Source organism: Pectobacterium sp. S5, assembly GCF_051707265.1.
Classification (GTDB): Bacteria; Pseudomonadota; Gammaproteobacteria; order Enterobacterales; family Enterobacteriaceae; genus Pectobacterium; species Pectobacterium polare.
In genome coordinates, this window is record NZ_JAULSZ010000001.1 from 339,341 (window position 1) to 356,739 (window position 17,399).

Annotated in this window: 12 protein-coding genes; 1 reads left to right on the forward strand and 11 read right to left on the reverse strand. The window is 53.1% G+C overall.

The genetic code is table 11. From position 1 onward, the window contains the following. Nucleotides 1-6: 6 nt before the first annotated feature. The 4 genes from mukB to cmoM form a co-directional block, all read right to left on the reverse strand. Nucleotides 7-4,446 carry a chromosome partition protein MukB gene (mukB, locus tag QWJ20_RS01595; protein WP_433991692.1) on the reverse strand — a complete coding sequence of 1,480 codons (4,440 nt, stop codon included), beginning with the start codon at nt 4,444-4,446 and terminating at the stop codon, nt 7-9. Between the two features lie 167 nt (nt 4,447-4,613). Continuing rightward, nucleotides 4,614-5,336, reverse strand: coding sequence for a chromosome partition protein MukE (mukE, locus tag QWJ20_RS01600; RefSeq protein WP_039481284.1), 723 nt, complete (start codon nt 5,334-5,336; stop codon nt 4,614-4,616). After that, entirely contained in the window at nt 5,317-6,642 is a 1,326-nt protein-coding gene (mukF, locus tag QWJ20_RS01605) for a chromosome partition protein MukF (protein ID WP_095699264.1), read from the reverse strand. Before mukF ends, mukE begins: the two co-directional genes overlap by 20 nt. Next, a complete protein-coding gene (cmoM, locus tag QWJ20_RS01610; protein ID WP_095699263.1) occupies nt 6,639-7,424 on the reverse strand; it encodes a tRNA uridine 5-oxyacetic acid(34) methyltransferase CmoM in 786 nt (261 codons plus the stop codon). Before cmoM ends, mukF begins: the two co-directional genes overlap by 4 nt. Before the next feature lie 167 nt (nt 7,425-7,591). On the opposite strand from cmoM, the gene elyC reads away from it, so the two are divergent. After that, nucleotides 7,592-8,440, forward strand: coding sequence for an envelope biogenesis factor ElyC (elyC, locus tag QWJ20_RS01615; protein WP_174870453.1), 849 nt, complete (start codon nt 7,592-7,594; stop codon nt 8,438-8,440). On the opposite strand, the gene QWJ20_RS01620 is transcribed toward elyC, so the two are convergent. The 7 genes from QWJ20_RS01620 to QWJ20_RS01650 form a co-directional block, all read right to left on the reverse strand. After that, complete coding sequence (locus tag QWJ20_RS01620; protein WP_433991693.1) at nt 8,392-9,285, reverse strand: YcbJ family phosphotransferase; 894 nt, start codon at nt 9,283-9,285, stop codon at nt 8,392-8,394. The two genes, elyC and QWJ20_RS01620, sit on opposite strands and share 49 nt — an antisense overlap. Nucleotides 9,286-9,486: 201 nt before the next feature. Then, nucleotides 9,487-10,800, reverse strand: coding sequence for a pectate lyase PelN (pelN, locus tag QWJ20_RS01625; protein WP_039481296.1), 1,314 nt, complete (start codon nt 10,798-10,800; stop codon nt 9,487-9,489). A 430-nt stretch (nt 10,801-11,230) separates the two neighbouring features. Next, entirely contained in the window at nt 11,231-11,983 is a 753-nt protein-coding gene (gene kdsB / locus QWJ20_RS01630; protein ID WP_039500731.1) for a 3-deoxy-manno-octulosonate cytidylyltransferase, read from the reverse strand. Continuing rightward, a complete protein-coding gene (locus QWJ20_RS01635) occupies nt 11,980-12,162 on the reverse strand; it encodes a Trm112 family protein (protein WP_005967647.1) in 183 nt (60 codons plus the stop codon). The genes kdsB and QWJ20_RS01635 overlap by 4 nt, the downstream gene beginning before the upstream one ends. A 111-nt stretch (nt 12,163-12,273) precedes the next feature. Further along, on the reverse strand, nt 12,274-13,275 hold the full coding sequence (lpxK, locus tag QWJ20_RS01640) for a tetraacyldisaccharide 4'-kinase (RefSeq protein ID WP_433991694.1): 1,002 nt from the start codon (nt 13,273-13,275) through the stop codon (nt 12,274-12,276). Then, on the reverse strand, nt 13,272-15,020 hold the full coding sequence (msbA, locus tag QWJ20_RS01645; protein WP_433992366.1) for a lipid A ABC transporter ATP-binding protein/permease MsbA: 1,749 nt from the start codon (nt 15,018-15,020) through the stop codon (nt 13,272-13,274). The genes lpxK and msbA overlap by 4 nt, the downstream gene beginning before the upstream one ends. A gap of 37 nt (nt 15,021-15,057) precedes the next feature. Next, the gene (locus tag QWJ20_RS01650; protein ID WP_433992367.1) at nt 15,058-17,331 is read right to left on the reverse strand and encodes a ComEC family protein; all 2,274 of its coding nucleotides are present in this window, start codon (nt 17,329-17,331) and stop codon (nt 15,058-15,060) included. Nucleotides 17,332-17,399: the final 68 nt, after the last annotated feature.

Below are 17,399 nucleotides of genomic sequence, written 5' to 3' on the forward strand. Positions count from 1 at the left end.
TCCCCGCTACGAGGCTTGCTCTTGCGTCTCTGGCGCTTCCGTTCCAAAACCACGCAGCCCGACCACATGGACGTGCTCGTTGTTCTGGTAGACTTTACGTACCAGTTTATAGGTGGTTCCCTTCTCGGGGCTGATATTTTCCGGTGCCGCGATGACCAACTGCATTTCCAGACGATCGCAGAGCTCAAACAGCGTCGCAATCGACTTGGCATCCAGGCGCGCCGCCTCATCGAGGAACAGCAGACGACACGGAATAATATCTTTACCACGCAGGCGCTTAGACTCTTCTTCCCAGCTCTGTACCACCATAACCAGAATCGACATCCCGGTCCCGATGGCTTCCCCAGTCGACAGCGCCCCACTTTCTGCTCGCAGCCAGCCATCCGCGCCACGGTTAACCTCAACTTCCATCTCAAGGTAGTTTCGGTAATCCAGCAGCTCTTCACCGATCGTTTGCGGCGTACGCTGCCCCATATCAATTTCAGGATTCAGGCGCTGATACAGTTTTGCCAACGCTTCAGAGAAGGTCAGACGGTTGCTGTTAAACAGATCCTGATGCATTTCCTGCTGTTCGGACAACACATTGAGCAGCGTGGTATGCGTTTCGCGCACGTTAACGTTGAGGCGAACGCTCTTCACCTGACCAAACGCAACCGCTTGCAGCCCCTGATTCAGCATCCGAATACGGTTCTGCTCACGCTGGATCGTTTTACGGATGATGTTTGCCACGCTGCGAGAGCTGATGGCCAGCATCTGTTCACGCGCCGTCAGTTCTTCAGTCAGACGGTTAAGCTCGATTTCCATCTGCTCAATGGCTTCTACCGGATCATCGGTGCGAATAATATCCTGACGGATACGCTCGCGCAGATGCTGGTAAACGGCGATATAGAACTGAATCTTGCGTTCGGGCCGCTTCGGATCTTCGGAAAGCCGCAGCACATCGCGCAGATGTTCGTTATCCGCAACCGCCAGACGCAGCGCACCCAGCGCCTTATCCGACATGGAACGCAGTTCATCGCCTTCCATATATGCGAGTTCACGACGGTGCAGACGACGCTCGACGCCGTTGTCTTTCACCAAACGCATGACCGCGCACCAGCCCGCTTTCGCCGTAACAACCTGCTCACGCATCTGGTGGTAATCACGTTCCAGTTTGCGCAATTTCTTCTGCAAACTGTCCATTTCTGCTTCACAGAACGTAATCTGTTTTTCCAACTGATTACGCCGCGAGCGGTTGGTGCTTAATGCCGCATGCAGCTCATCACGACGCTGACGGGCGCGCGCTTCGGCATCAGCGTCCGCACGTACACCGATATCCTGAAGCTCTTGCGTCAGTTCCTTCAGCATGTCCTGCTTGGCATCGTAAGAACTTTTCAGCGATGCCTGAACCTGACTGTACTGCGTCAGCTGTGCCTGATGCTGGCGTAGCTGCTCACGTGCTTTTGTCCGTTCTGCCTCAGCCTGTTCCAAACGATGGCGCAGTTTGTCATTCAAGCCAGCATTCTCACCCAGCATTCCAGCCGAATCGGCATAGCTGAAGTGCGCGCGACGCTGCACCACCTCAGTCAGTGCAAACGCCTGCTGTTTTGCCTGCCGTTGTGCGTTCTGCGCCTGCGTATAATCTTCCTGCAACTGCTCATGCTGCTGCGGATCGCTTTGCAGGACAGAAACCAACGGTTCCAGCTTAGCCAGCGTTGTACCGTGTTGCTGAATGAAGCGAGCAGACTCTTCGGTTTCATCCAATTCCGCACGAATCTCTTCCACGCGATCCTGCAATGTCTCATCACAAAGCAGGCTAATGCGCGGAATCAGTTTATTCAGCTGTGCGCTGGCTTCTTTCGCTTGTTCGTACTGCTGGCGCTGCTGCTGATTTTCGCCATCAAAGCTGGCCACCGCACGATCCAGCTCGCCGCGACGGGAACTGAGCGTACGGATTTCCACTTCGGGATCGTCATCAAAAACGACTGCCAGATGGGTACCGATAAAGCGACCAAAAGACTGGTGCAAGCGCTGCGTTTTCTGCACGTCAAACGACAGCGTTGCGTACTGTTCCGCCAGCGCTTCGCGCTCATCACGCAGGCTTTCCAGGCGCATTTCCCGCGCGGCGCGGCCAAACAGTGGCACTTCTGGGAAACGCGAATAACGCCACTGGCGCTCCGCGACTTTCACCACGACAGCACGTTCCAGCTCGTCAACGGCAAATACGCTGTCATCAAACGACTGTGGGTCCCCCTCGATCAGATACAGATCTTCAGGACAGTCTTCGAGACCAGCAAGTTGATCGCGCACCAGCGAGAGATCGGACACCACAATCGCATGGCGGGAAGGACCATAAAGCGCCGAGAAGTACGGCGCATCATCCAGTGTCACGTCATCATAAATTTCAGACAACAGCACGCCGCCAAAACGTTCCGCCAGCGCGTTCAGGCGCGGGTCTTCCGAACCGCCGGGCTGACTCAGGCGCTCAACCTGCGCTTCAATCTGGCGTTTGCGAGCAGCGATGTCGTCACGTTCAACCGTAGTTTCACGCTCGCGCTCCAGCAGTTGCTGCATGAATTCCGTCACCTGACGGCTATCTTCAAACGTTTCGCCGCTCTGCTCACTCAGTTGCGTCAGCATTTCCTGTGCGGCCAGCCAGACTGGCGCTCGCGCCGTCAGCTTCTGAATGCGCTGCTGGGTTTGCTCCAGCTCTTGGCGTAGTGCCATACGGCGCTCGCCCGCTTCTGCCACCAGCGATGACAGCGTTTCGATGCGAGCATCCAGTTCTTGCTGGAGGGATTCCAGCTCTTCCGGTTGATAATCCTGACCGTTGCGTTTGCTGAAATCCTGCAATAACCGCTCGGCATCCTGCTGTTCGCGTAGGCGCTGTTCCAACTCAGACAGACGCATCCGCAGCGGCTGTACCCGTTCCGCCTGATAGCGTTGTGAAGAGCTGTCACGCAGCAAATCGCGCGCAACCTGCCAGGCTTCGTTGCGATTCACCGCACCGACAATCTTAGTCACCAGCTGATAGGCTTGCTCAAACTGGCCGTGCGCCGCATCGGCCACGCTCAGTTTCTGCTCCAGCATCAGCAGAATTTCTGTCGCTTCCTGCTCTTTCGCCTGGTAGCTGTCCAGCCACTCATCCGCATTGTCTGCCGTTAAATCTGGCAACTGACACAGCGTGCGGGCACGTTCCAGCGCCTGCTGAGCCTGCTTGTACTGAATGGCGCGCGTTTGCTGCACGTCCAGCGCCTGCTGATAATCGGCAAGCTGGCTTTTCAGCTCATCCACTTCCAGCTCGGTCGCATCGGCACGTTCTTCGTTTTCCGCCTGCTGCTCCCGTGCTTCTTCCACCACCTCGTTCTGTTCTTCGAGGCGATAGCTCAATTCTTCCAGGTCGGCGTTATAACGCTCGATTTTTTCCTGCTGGCGCATGGCAGTCTGCACCAGATTCAGGTGATCGCTGGCCGCCTGATAATCCGTTTCCAGATCGCCTTCGGCACCGCTCTGCTCCGCCAGCTCTCGCGCCATTTCTACATGGCGATATTGCTCGCTGGACAGTTGCTTACGGCTGGAGAACAGGTCACGACGCAGTTCCAACGCCCCATCCAGATGAATACGACGCTCATTGGCGTGCCGCATATAGTCAGCAGCAACATAGGACGTCGCTTCAGAGATCAGGTGCTTAAACAGATCGCGATCTGACTGGGTAACGCGAATCGCTTCCAGCGTCATGCGGTTTTCACGCAGCGCCGCTTCCATATCCTGAAACGCTTTACGCACGCCGCTATTTTCCGGCAGCAGGTAGTCACGCAGCGAGCGAGTAATCGCACTGGAAATACCGCCGTACAGCGAAGCTTCGATCAAGCGATAGAACTTACTGCGATCGGAAGCAGAACGCAGGCGACGCGGCACCACGCCCAAATCAAACATCAGCGAGTGATAGTCGGTGATGGAGTTAAACTGCTTGAACTGAACGCCTTCCATCTCCTCGACGCGATCTTTCAGCTCCTGCAATGAGAGCACACGCGCCTGACGATCGCCGACCACCTGCGTCAGAATTTGCGTCGGCTGTATCGCCGTCGGTAATCCCTGAATAGTGAAAGGTTTGATATCGACTTTACGGTCGCGCCCTGCAACCTGCTGGAGACGAACCCCAACCAGCACGCGCTGATGACGCGAGTTAACGACATCCAGCGTGGAGTAGCAGACGCCGGCGCGCAATTTACCGTGCAGGCCTTTATCGCGCGAACCGCTGGTAGCACCGGCTTCGGTGGTGTTCCTGAAGTGCAACAGCGTCAGGTCAGGGATCAGCGCCGTAATAAAGGCGGCCATCGTGGTGGATTTCCCGGCACCGTTACCGCCGGATAGCGTGGTAACCAGTTCATCCAGATCGAAGGTGCGGGCGAAAAAGCCGTTCCAGTTGACCAGCGTTAGTGAGCGAAATTTACCGCGTTCAATCATTCCTGTTCATCCTCAACACTGAGAGCCCATCCCAGTAGGCGTTATTGGTGCAGTCAGTTTGGACACGGACAGCGCGCAGAAACCGGAGCGTACACGTAGTACGTGATGATTTCGAGCACTGCCCAGGTTCAAAATGGCAAATGAAATAGCTCTAATGGGATAAGCTCTTATTCATCCTCGCCCGTTTCTGGCGCGGTATCATCGGTGCGATCATTGTCGTCACTGTCATCTTTCAGCGACAAACTACCTTCAACAGGCATCGCTTCACCATCGCGAATCATGCGTAGCTGTGCTTCGCGGGCATCATCGCCGCTGCGCACATCGGCCCCGAAGCGGAACACCGATTCAGTAATTCTGAATTTGCTGCTGTCATTGCCCATAAAGTAGATCATGCCTAACCGACGTAAGCGGTTAAGTGACGTTCTGACTTTTTCCTGCAATTTTTGGCGATCCAGATCGGAACCGGTTGAACGCTGGTTAACCAGCTTCAGCAGTTTGCTTTCGTCCGCCAGACTCAGCAGCTCTTCATACAGCTCCTGCTGGCTGAAAATGCCTTCGTGCGCCAAACGCTCTGGGCTCAGATAGAGATAGCAGAGAATTTTCCCTACCATCATATCCAGCTCAGACAGCACCGAGCGCGGGATCAGCGTGGTAGAACGCGGACGCAGATAGAAGAACCCTTCCGGCGCGCGAATCAGCTCTACGTTGTAACGGCTGTAGAACTCTTCCAGCACGTCCTGGAAATCCATCAAAAATACATGGTTCTCCAGTTCTTCAATGCCAACATGACGCCCGGCGCGTAATTGGCTGTCCAGCGCAGGAAAGAGGTTATTCGACAGCGCGGTTGCCAGCTTCACTGGCATAAATTGTTCAATATTTGTCGATGACATGGGCCTGTACCTTGGCTCCGTAATCATTGATCGCCTGCCACAATGCAGGCAATCCGGTGAAATCTGTTTCGGCTACGCCCAGACGTACTGCCTGGTCGACCACGATTCGGGCAACATCAAAATGCCGCGAGCGAGGATGCTGTGCGAGGTACTCACGCATTACTTCACTCAAATCCAGCGGAATCTGTTGCGCTTTATATTTATGCAGCGCCTGCTCGACTAGCGCGATCAACTGCTCGCGCATTTCACTAAACTCTTCGTATTCCAGCTCCGGCGGCAGTTCACCGGTGACTTCTTCACTACGCAGCGTCAGCTCTTCGTCACGCATATCCAGCAGGCGATCCGCGTTGGCAAACGTCAGCGCCCAAGGGCTATCGAAATAGCTCTGCACCGACTGACGCAACCGCTGGGCAAAGACGCGGTTTTTATCCATATCAATCGCGGTACGGATAAACTTATGTACGTGGCGGTCGTAACCAATCCACAGATCTATCGTCTGCTGTCCCCAACTCACAATGCGGTCGAGTTTGTTTTGCAGGTCAAACACCAGCTTGTCGACAAACTCCAGATTATGCGGATTATTCATAATCGCATCCTGAATGCTCAACAGGCTCGTCTGCAATTTGTCGCCTGCGGCTTCCAGCGTATCCTGCAACTCACGCAGCGTCGATGACGTTTCCGTCAGCAGTTGTTCACAGCTACTGATCGCGGCTCGCCAGTCCTGATTTAACAGCGCGGCGATATCGTCTTTAACGCCCTGCTGCTGCTCATCCATCACGCGCTGTGACAGGTCGATACTGTCAAAAATTTCTGCAACGGAATATTTCAGCGGTGCAAATACGTTGCGGTGCCAGTGAAACTCATCACCATCTTCCTCCGCCGCATCGGCTGCGCGACTGAGTTCTTGCGCAACGATAGAGAGCTGCATGGAAAGGCGCAGCGTCGAGAACTCACGCTGCCGAATGTAATAATCGGTAATGCCAATCCCCAGCGGCGTCAGACGATAAATCGCATTACCTTCGGCCTGCTCGCTGGTAAAGCGGTTAAGCAAGCGCTGCCGCACCAGATCGTTAATCGCGTTATTGGCGCGAAGGGTAATAGTTTCATTCGTCTGATCAAATCCCTGACTCACATGACGGAAGGCATCAATCAACTCACCTTCACTCATTTCACCATCCATGCGTTCGCCGTTAAGCGTGGCAATCGCCATCAAAAACGCCAGGCGTTCGGTGGGGAGGGAAATGGAGAAATCGTTTTTTCGTGCCCAGGCGACCAGTTCGGGTACAGTCTGGGAAAAATCACTCATAATGCATCCTTCAAATGGGGTTTATGCGCCATGACATGGATATAACGGCCCAAACTCACAAAAGGCTCTTGCCGACAATACCGCTGTTCAATTTCCAGAATGTCGTCAAATTTCTCAACTTGCTGCTGTTTGTTTTTCAAGTAGTCATGAAACACGCGCACACCCGTTTTCCCGCTAATGGTCAGCCCCATCTCATCAAGCCAGCCGTACACGTCTTGCGGGTTCAGCGGGTGATCCGGCGAGAGCGAGCGCCGTTTGCCCTTAGGCATTCCGGCCTGAACATAATCAAAGTTGCCCACCACCATGTTACGCATCAACAGCCCATGATGGTTATAGAACATCAGGGACAATGCGCCACCCGGAGACAGGCTATCGTACAGTGTTTTCAGCACCTGCTGCGGTTGCGCGACCCATTCCAGCACCGCATGGAACAATATCAGATCGGCGGGGCTATCCATATATTGCGCGATATCCTGTGCGGCACACTGCACAAAACGCATATTATGGGTAACGCCCTGCTCCGCTGCCGCATTTTTGGCGCGCTGAATCATCTCACCGGAAACATCGCACAACAATACCTGATGTCCTAAAGCCGCCAAACGACAGGCCATCTGCCCTTCACCGCCTCCCGCATCAAGGATGCGCAAAGGCCGTGCCGGAAGTCGGGTCAAAAGATCGCTAAGATCCTGCCACAATACCGCCAGCCGAAGTCTCCCCTTCGTCGTGCCATAGATATTCTGAGCAAATTTTTCGGCGATATCGTTAAAATTGCGATCCTGCATCAGTCATTGTTCCGCATCATATAAACGGGGATCTCGTGCAGGACATGTCTGCGCGATGCGATTTTTTTCCAGCCTGCCATTTTGGCACAGGCTGGCTTAGAATAAATGGCCTTACCGCATGATATCTTCCCGGATGCGGTTTTTTCACTCAAAAGGAATGCAATTTTATGCTTTTCACACTCAAAAAGTTCGTCGGTGGCCTTCTTCAGCCCCTGCCATTGCTATTGCTTCTGATGGGTGTTGGTCTGTTGCTGCTTTGGTTTACCCAACGGCAACGCACGGGGAAAGCGATAATATTAGCCAGTTGGCTGATGCTTATTCTGCTCAGCCTACAGCCTGTTGCCGATCGACTGTTGTTACCTCTGGAATCACACTACCCAACCTGGCGGCCAACGCCGCAGACGAGCAAAGCCGAGTATATTGTCGTGCTAGGCGGGGGATATACCTATAACGCGGAATGGGCACCCAGTTCTAATCTCATCAGCAACAGTCTCCCACGCGTCACGGAAGGCGTTCGCCTTTATCATGCCAATCCCGGCGCAAAATTGATTTTTACCGGTGGAGCCGCGCAGGGTAACCCTGTCAGCAGTGCAAAAACCGCGGCGTTGGTCGCCGAAAGTTTGGGGATTCCCCAGCAGGATATCGTCATTCTGGATACGCCAAGGGATACGGAAGAAGAAGCGGCTGCAACCGCTAAGATTGTTGGCGATCGCCCTTTCTTGCTGGTGACCTCAGCCAACCATTTGCCTCGCGCCATTCGATTCTTCCAGGCTGAGGGGTTAGCGCCGATTCCCGCACCAGCAAATCAGATGGCGATCACCTCCGCGCTCAACCCGTGGGAAAAAGTGTTCCCTTCCGCTTACTATTTATCGCACAGCGAGCGAGCCTGGTACGAAACGCTCGGTCGCCTCTGGCAGGCACTGAAGGGAACTTCGGCAGCACCACGCGACGCGGAACAACCGCAGACTCACTCCAGCCAGGGAGATAGCTCTCGGGAAGCCACATCAAATAGCTGACGGTCTAGCTGCCCCGTATGGATATAGCGGGAGACGGCTTCCCAAATGACGTATAGCCAGCGCCGGTAGACAAAGGATTCTGATACCGGTGCCTGTTTCAGATAGTGATAAAGCAGCTGCTCCGGCATACCGGATTCACAAAGCCGGAAGAGTTCATACTCTCTGGGTGCCCACAGCATCATTCCCGGATTGATCATTGCCAATAGCTGATCGCTACGTGCATCCTTCAACATACTGCGCAGCGACAGGTTACCGTGTACCAACACACAGCCATCCTCGAAATCGTCAAACAACATATCTAAGCACTGGCGCGAACGATAAAGTACGCTCCGATCCTGCTGCGTAAGCTGCGGTGCATTGACGTTGAGCAACGTGGACCACAGGACTTCCAGACGCTGTTGGTACCAGCTGAACCAATCATTGTCCTGCGTGCTGTCCACGGAACCGACGCAGCCATGGCTATCAATTCGGTGCCAAGCCAATACATTTTCAACAATTTGGTCCATCAGCAGCGTCCAGCGCTGGCCGTTTCTTGGCGGCGCTTCCACCGATACACCGCGCAAGCGCTCAATCAGCAGCAGTTCCCGATAAGGCTGCTGTTGCGTCAGTACCAATCCATAAACGGTTGGCAAACGTACGTCGCCTTCACGCGCCAGCATCGAAAGCTTGTAGGCTTCCTGCTGCGCCACGCCCTGACAAACATAACTTTTAGCCAACAAAGGCATGGCGTTGCCTTCTTTATCATACAAGGCATACAGATCCGCATACGGCTGTTCGCTTATGCGCTCAAGCCGGCTGAGGCTTTCCCCCAACACCGTACTGAGTTCTGATTTCAATTGTTCCATAAACGGCTATACCTGAGTTGAGCCAAATGGCTCCACTCACCATGATGCGGCGAACAGAAGACAAATACTTCAACGCAGATCAAATAAAAGAGGATCAAGGGCAGCAGGGAGAACTCCCTGCTTCGGTTGTTGCAGCGCGATATTCCCTGCTCGTCAGCAGGGAATATCGGAGTGACAGGCTAGTGCGTTAACACACTGCCATTATTCGCGTTCGAAGGCACCCAGGTCTGGCGCTGAACCTTTGTAAGGTAGTTTGACATCCCCACCCTTGTTGATCAGCGCGCTGCCTGAAGCAAGACGCAGGCTCTTCAGTACTGGCAAACTGCCGTCAGCCTGACGCGGTGCGTCCCATCCGGTCACGGAAACGCTCTCGAAATCAGAATCTGATACCGCAATTTTCAGATCCCACGAGTTGTAGCGCATGTTCGCGCCATCCGAGAACGACAGGTCTTTCCCACCGTGAGAAACATTGTTGCGTAGCGTACCCAGCCCAATCGCTTTTCCGTTGGCATCAATGCCGCGGATATTAAAGTTCGGGTTATTTTTATAGCCCGTGTTGTTGAAGAAATCGTTCGCTACCGGATGGTGATTGGCATAAAAACCGGCCGCTTTATTTAAAAATGCAACCGAGTTACGCACAGTATGTTTCACCGCATTCGCCACATAAACGCCGCCGTAGCCACCGATTTTAAAACCATTGCCGTTACCCGCAGCCAGTGATTGTGTCGTCCCCGGTAAATAACCGTGTGACCAGGCCCAGGAGTTTTCAATCAACACTGGAGAATAGGCATTAATTAAATCGAAGCCATCATCCGAGTTTGACCACGCCCGGCAACCGCGGAAAATATTACCCGGTTGGTTAGCAGGGATATGTGCACCAAAACCATCTCCACTTTGGCCAGCACCATTAGAGGTCAGTGGATCGTAATTATGGTGAGAGTCACTATTCAATACCAGGTTATTCCCCCCACGCTGGATGAACAGCCCCGTCCCCATAATATGGTGAATATTCAACTGCTCGAATATATTATTGCTGCCCCTTATCCACACGCCCCAGGACTCATGGTTAAGGTTATTACGCTGTGGGACACCGGTTATTTCCAGTCCTTTTACGGAAACCCAATCTGCAACGACGTTGAACCCTTTAACCCGGCAATCATCCTGCATCTGGCTGAAATCAAAAATCGGCACTTCTCCGCTAGATGCCCAATACTCAATGCGCTTACCTTCAGTACCGCTCTTACTCAGCGTGATCGCATTCACCACATCGGTACGCGTCGTACAGACGTTTAGCCCTTTGGTAAACACGTATTTACCGCCACGGATCCACAGGCGGTCGCCAGGGTTTAATGTTTTCTGTGCGCGGTCGATTGTTTTCCAGGGGGAGTTTTTACTGCCGTTATTCGCGTCGTTGCCGTTGGGAGCCATGTAATAGACCGCCGCGCTGCTGCCCGCGGCAGCCCCCATTAACATACCGCCGAGAAGAATTTTTGCGATGTAACGTTTAGCATTCATATCATTACCGTCCTTAGTTGAAATAACAAAAACGCCATGCAAAAACATGGCGAATTGATAGTAGCATTTAACTATGAAAATAAAAGTTCCACTCGCGACGATTTAATTCATCATGGGAATAAGCCATCCGCATAAATAAAGCGACGTAGCGTAATTTGAGAATTTTTAAGAATACTTATCTAAATAAGTGCTAAATAATTTAAAAGATAATATGTCGTATTAAGAGAGACGTTATACCCTAAATAATTCGAGTTGCGTGAAGGCGGCAACTGCGCGAATCCCCAGGAGCTTACACCAGTAAGTGACTGGGGTGAGTAAGGGCAGCCAACGCACAAGCAGCTTGAAGTATGACAGGTATATAGGGAAAATCTATTCCGGCAAGAATAGATTCCCCCCATGACGTATTTATCGCAGCATAGCGTGGTAGATCTTACTGACCTGCCATGACCTGTCGCACACGGGCCAGATCTTCTGGGGTATCCACGCCGACGCTAGGAATAGCTTTGGCGACCGCAACGTGAATCTTCTCGCCGTACCACAGCACACGCAGTTGCTCCAGTAGCTCGATTTGCTCCAGCTGGCTCGGTGCCCAACTGACATAACGACGCACAAAGCCCGCACGGTAAGCATAGATGCCGATATGGCGCAGAAAGTGATCGCCAATGGTTTCCTTAGACTGAGCAAAACGCTCTCTGTCCCAGGGAATCGTCGCTCGGGAAAAATACAGCGCGTATCCCTCAGCGTCAGTAACGACTTTTACTGCATTCGGGTTAAATGCTTCTTCGCTGGTTTCAATCGGCACCGCCAGCGTTGCCATTCCTGCTTTACTGGCGGCAAGATTCTCCGCCACCTGACGAATGATAACGGAAGGAATGAGCGGTTCATCGCCCTGAACGTTAACGATGATGTCATCATCGGTAAAACCGTAACGTTCGATGACTTCAGCCAAACGCTCTGTACCAGAATTATGATCGGCGCGGGTCAGGCACACTTCGCCACCAGCTTGCTGCACAGCGGCCTCGACGTCGGGATGATCGGTGGCCACAATAACGCGCTGTGCCCCCGATTCCAGCGCCCGCTCCATCACATGGACGACCATCGGTTTGCCATTGATGTCCGCCAGCGGTTTACCCGGCAGTCGGCTTGACGCAAAACGCGCAGGAATGATCACAGTAAAGGTCATTGTGTTATCTCATCAGCCCCGAGTTTACGCGCTTCGTTTTCCAGCAGCACAGGAATACCATCACGAACCGGATAGGCCAAACCATCGACCTTGCAGATCAGTTCCAGTTTCTCTTTATTAAAGTACAGCCGACCATTACAAACAGGACAGGCAACAATCTCAAGTAAACGGTGATCCATGCTTCCTCCATCTTTGACCGATCGATGACCGATATTTTCTTTCTCGCTACAGCAGCGATCTAATAAGGTGATATCCACAAGGGATATCTGAAACCGTGGTAGCAGACCAATTTATGTTCTACTGCCCGCATTCCGATTAAGCACATTTTCCAGTTTGTCGAGCAACTGCGTGCCGTAGGGCTCAGCTAAAACGGCATCGACGGGCAGATACCACCAGTTATCCTGAGCAAATGCCTTACATTTTACGGCATCTTTCTCCGTCATCAGCAGCGGCTGCATCGCATCCTGAGTCAGCGAGTCGAGCTGTTCTGGCTGGTACGATTGATGGTCAGCAAAGGCGACTTCACGTGCAATGCTAACACCGGCATCACGCAGCGTCGCAAAAAAACGCGGGGGATGTCCGATGCCCGCCATCGCAACGACATCATGCAGTTGGCTCAGCGGTCGTGATTCACCAGAAAACAAGTTAACCGCCATACCCGCCGTTAATGTCATGCCTATCTCGTTTGCTCGCGGCGTACCGCCGTTAACAATGACGGCATCCACTGACGCCAGACGGCTTTCTCGTTCCCGCATTGGGCCAGCAGGCAGCCACCATCCGTTGCCAAAACGCCGCATCCCGTCAATCACAACCAGCTCGATATCTCTTTCCAACGCATAGTGCTGTAATCCATCGTCGGTGATCACCACATCTAGCGTGTGCTGTGCCAATAATGCACTCACCGCATCCCGCCGACGGGGAGCGACCGCAACGGGCGCACTGGTACGCTGGAAAATCAGCACCGGCTCATCACCGGCCTGCGCCGTCGTTACCGACTCATCCAGCAGCAGCGGATAACGTTCAGCTTTCCCACCGTAACCGCGTGACACCACACCGACACGATAGCCTCTGCGTTGCAACTGTTCGACGAGCCAAATGACGACCGGTGTTTTCCCATTGCCACCTGCCGTCAGATTCCCCACAACCACGACGGGAACGGGAGATCGCCAGCTTTTCCGCCACCCTAGTTGATAGCTCTGGCGAATCAGAAACGTGATGAGTCCGTATAGCCACGAAAGCGGCAACAGCAGCCAATAGAGCCGCGACCGCCCAGACCAGATGCGCTCAATCATTCGCCAAACTGCATTCTATGCAGTTGAGCATAGGCACCGTTCGCCGCCAGTAACGCAGTATGATCACCACGCTCAATGATTCTGCCGTCTTCCACCACCAGAATCTCATCCGCTTTTTCAATCGTGGAAAGGCGATGTGCAATCACCAGTGCGGTACGATCTTTTTGCAGCTCGTCTAATGCAGCCTGAATGGCACGTTCAGATTCCGTGTCCAGCGCCGACGTCGCCTCATCCAATATCAGGATCGGGCTATTACGTAGTAGAGCACGGGCAATTGCGATACGCTGCCGCTGTCCGCCAGAAAGCATCACGCCATTTTCACCAATGATCGTATCCAGACCATGTTCCATCTTATTGATGAAATCCATCGCATACGCCATTGTCGCCGCACGCTCAATATCCTCACGGCTATAGTGCTCATTGCGTGCATAGGCGATGTTGTTCGCTACCGTATCGTTGAACAGATGGACGTTTTGAGAAACCAGCGCGACCTGATTACGCAACGAAGACAGGCGATACTCACGTAGGTCGTGACCATCGAGCAGAATTTCACCTGATTGGATGTCGTAAAAACGCGTGATCAAACTGGCAATCGTTGACTTCCCAGAACCAGAACGGCCAACCAACGCCACGGTTTTACCCACGGGAATATGCAGATTGATATTCTTCAGCGCCAGATTTTCTCTTCCTGGATAGGCGAAATTTACCTGACGAAATTCAAGTTCACCTTTCGCACGATCGATCTCGAGTTTGCCCGTGTCACGCTCCTGCTCCATATCCAGAATCGCAAACAGCGTCTGGCACGCGGCCATACCCCGCTGGAACTGCGCGTTAACGTTGGTCAGTGATTTTAACGGACGCATCAGTGCGATCATGGAAGAGAACACCACCGTGATCGTCCCCGCCGTTAGCGTTTCCATCACGCTGGGGAAGCTGGCAGCATACAGCACAAATGCTAACGCCAGCGAAGCAATCAACTGGATGATAGGATCGGAAATCGACGATGCGGACACCATTTTCATGCCCTGCTGACGCATCCGGTTGCTGACCTGATCAAAACGCTTGGTTTCTACTTCCTGACCACCAAACATCAGTACTTCTTTGTGGCCTTTAAGCATTTGCTCCGTGCTGGTGGTGACATGCCCCATCGTATCCTGCATATTTTTACTGATATTGCGGAAGCGTTTGGATACCACGCGCATGGCGATCGACACGATCGGCGCAATCACAATCAGAATGATGGACAACTGCCAACTGTAGTAGAACATCAGAATAAACAGGCCGATAATTGAGGCCCCTTCTCTGACAACCGTAATCAACGCGCCAGATGACGACGCCGCGACCTGCTCCGAATCGTAGGTGATTCGGGATAACAACGTCCCAGTTGACTGCTGATCGAAGAACGACACCGGCATGCCCATAATATGGGAGAACAAGCGGCGACGCATATTCATCACCACTTTGCCGGAAACCCAAGAAACACAGTAGCTGGAGACAAACCCAGAGAGCCCTCTCACTAGCATCAACCCAATGACGACCAGCGGCATCCACAGCAATACGGAACGTTCTGCTTTACCAAATCCCTCATCCAATAAGGGCTTGAGCAGAGAAAGCATTAACGTATCGCCAGCGGCGTTAATAATGAGTGCGATTGCAGCAGCAGCAAGCCCTGCCTTAAAAGGAGAGATCATCGGCCATAGGCGGCGAAACGTCTGCCAGGTGGAGAGATCTTTATCATTCAGCATGTAGTAAACCTGAATCGGGAAGAAATAGCCGACCATTTTACTCATTATACCGCTCTACGCCAAACCACTGATGATACCAACGAGGCGATATGTGATCCCTGAACCGCAGAATGTGCCATGAATCGCTGAAAAAACGTGCACTTAACTGCCCGAATGATGCGGTATCCCGCCATGAGTAGCCATATTGCCGATATCGTTCAACAATCTTTACTGAAGGCAACCGCCACGGGTTATAACGCGCCGCTGAAGCCATAGCAAACTCGGCATTAACCGCACGAATAAAGGGAGGAGATGATGATGTCGTACTGCCATGGTGAGGGATTTGTAACAAATTCGCATGCAGGGCACTGCGATCTAACCTAATCAATGCCTTTTCCGCATCTGACTCCAAATCGCCCGTCAGTAGGACACTGTATTTTCCATCATCAACGCGAATAACGCAGGAGTCGTTATTTTCCGCTCGTTCTACAAGCTCCAACGGCCACAGCACGGTAAACGTGAGATCCTGCCAGCGCCAACGTTCGCCGCGTTGGCAAGAACGATGATTCATCGCATTGGTCGCGCTATATATCGTTGCTTCAGGGTAAGCAAGCTGTAGCGTTTCCAGCCCCCCAATGTGATCCATATGGCTATGGCTCAGGATAATGTTTTCCACGTCGACACCCCGCCATCGCAGGTAAGGTAGAATTTCTCGCGTCGCCATATCACCCCCTTCCCAGCGGTTTCCCGTGTCGTATAACACCGCTTTCCCACGCTGTTCGATCACAATCGCCAGACCATGACCAACATCCAACATGTCCACACGCCAATCCGGCTCATCAGTCTTTATGCGAAAGACCAGTAAAACCACAATCAGAGCACCGACACTCGCCGGATAGATGCGCCACCAGCTAAAGCGCCATATCACAACCGCGCCCCAACCCGCGACGCTCACGAGCAGCAGCGATGCATCAAGATAAATCCATCCCGTCTGTAGATACGTCAGCGGGGCGAATACCACACGCAGCGAAATATCCGCCAGCCACCAGAGTATTTCACCCAGCGGCGCGAATGCCATCGTGCTCAATGCCAGCAAAATGAGTGGTGTGGTAACGAAGGACACCAAAGGCACAGCCCAAAGGTTTGCGGGCAGAGAAGTAATACTGAAACCGTGGAAAATATGAAGCTGCAAGGGCATCAGTAGCAGCGTGATTCCCGTTTGCAGGTGGATCCAGCGCAGCCAAAACCAGCGCCGTCGAGTCTGTAACCGATGAGGAAGCGGTGCCCATTGAAACCAGAAAATCAGCGACGCAACAGCAAGGCAAGATAGCCAAAAACTGTCTGACAGTACGCTCAATGGATCGCTGACCAGAATCAACGCGACACACCATAGCCAGACCTGCCAGGCTGAGCCATTGACGTTCCACACTTTTAGGCAAATCCATACGCTAAGCGCCAGTGCCGAGCGCACCGCAGGCGGATTTCCCCCTGCCAGCCAGACATATCCCCAGGCAACCACAGCGCTCGTCAGTAATGGGAAACGATAGCCAATCCACTGCACGGGAAAGCCATACTGTAACGCCCGCGCCATTCCCCAACCAACCAGACCCGCAAGCACGATATGGAGACCAGAGATCGCCATCAGGTGCATCGTCCCGGTATTCTGAAGTAGCGCCTTGAGTTCCGGGCTAACCGTTTTCATCTCACCAAACGTCAGCGCCAGTAAAATAGAACGCCACGCTAATCCCTGCACCTGCTGCTCCGCCTGTACAATCGTGCGCTGGCGAAAGTCACAATGACTATCAACTGCCTTTGCCGTGAGCACACGACCCGACAACGGTTGCCGTTTGGCTATCGCCCAGCGTTGGCTATCAAAGCCGCCTTCATTGAGTCGACTGTGAATGGGTCGCAAACTGGCGGTGATTGCCCAACGTTGGCCACCACACCAGTTTTCCATAGCCGGTGATAAGGTCAGTTGGGCATATAATGGAGGGAAGATCCGGCGCTGATCGATCTCTTCCAGCCGAACCGTGATCCAATCATCACCATGCTCGTTGAACCGTATACTGCTGATCGTCACGACAGCGTTAACCTGACCCTGTGTAACGCGATCGACTTGTAACAGTAAAGTTTGAGCATTCAACGATGCCCAGCAAAAACTCATGGCAACCAGCGCCACACAGCGTATCCCCGCGTGACGATATCCGACTAGCATCACGCAGGTGGATAGCCCAATGCCCCACCACAGCAGCATTTGTGCGGGAATCTGCGGTAAGAAAAGCAACGGCAGAATACCCAGCACGCTCGTCCAAGCCAGACTATTTACGGACATCATCCCTTTGACTAGCATCGTCCCTTGCCATAACACACCCTTCCCTCTTTCCCTGTGGTTCGTCCTGG